The sequence below is a fragment of the Mesorhizobium prunaredense genome (assembly GCF_900156895.1).
GTDB classification, from domain to species: Bacteria; Pseudomonadota; Alphaproteobacteria; order Rhizobiales; family Rhizobiaceae; genus Mesorhizobium; species Mesorhizobium prunaredense.
Map to the genome: position 1 here is coordinate 1 of NZ_FTPD01000033.1, position 852 is coordinate 852.

Sequence of the window (852 nt, forward strand, 5' to 3'; positions counted from 1 at the left end):
GGCTGGCTGTTTCCGGGGCAGCATGCGATGAAGCCCATCAGCACCCGCCAGCTCTATCGCGTGGTCGTCGAGGCAGCGCAGGCGGCCGACATCGCCAAGCGCGTCGGGCCGCACACGCTGCGCCACAGCTTCGCCACCCACCTGCTGGAGGACGGCACCGACATCCGGATCATCCAGGTCCTGCTCGGGCACGCCAAGCTAAATAGCACCGCCTTCTACACCAAGGTTGCAACCCGCACGGTGCGCACCGTCACGAGCCCGCTCGACAAGCTTGGCCTCTTCAAGCCGGAAGAGATCTCACCCGACGGCTGAGCGTGCGCGCCTCGATCGAGGTTGCCGACATCTTCCGCACTGCCGGGCCCGCCTACCGGGCCGCCCATGCAGGGCATCTGACACTGCAGCAGCTCAAGGTCATGTCGGCGATCGAGCACTGCCGCACCGCGGCCCTTGGCGGTCACGTGGAGGCCTGCGAGGACTGCGGCCACTGGCGCATCGCCTACAACTCCTGCCGCAACCGGCACTGTCCAAAGTGCCAGGGTGCCGCGGCGCGGACATGGCTTGCCGAGCGCGAGGCCGACCTGCTGCCGGTCGGCTACTTCCACGTCGTCTTCACGCTGCCAGCCGAGGTCGCCGACATCGCCTTCCACAACAAGGCGGCGGTCTACGACCTGCTGTTCAAGGCGGCGTCGGAGACGATGCTGACCATCGCGGCCGATCCGAAGCATCTGGGCGCACGCATCGGCATCACCGCCGTGCTCCACACATGGGGTTCGGCGATGACGCATCATCCGCACGTGCACATGATCGTGCCAGGCGGTGGCATCTCGCCGGACGGAAGCCGCTGGATATCGT

General features: G+C 67.0%; 2 protein-coding genes. Both read left to right on the forward strand.

The window, feature by feature from the left end:
- Nucleotides 1–312, forward strand: a 312-nt coding sequence (locus BQ8794_RS21510; RefSeq protein ID WP_167378803.1) for a tyrosine-type recombinase/integrase, incomplete at its 5' end; no start/stop codon positions are given.
- A gap of 2 nt (nucleotides 313–314) precedes the next feature.
- Nucleotides 315–852: IS91 family transposase (locus BQ8794_RS21515; protein WP_244555058.1), on the forward strand; the 538-nt coding region annotated here is incomplete at its 3' end.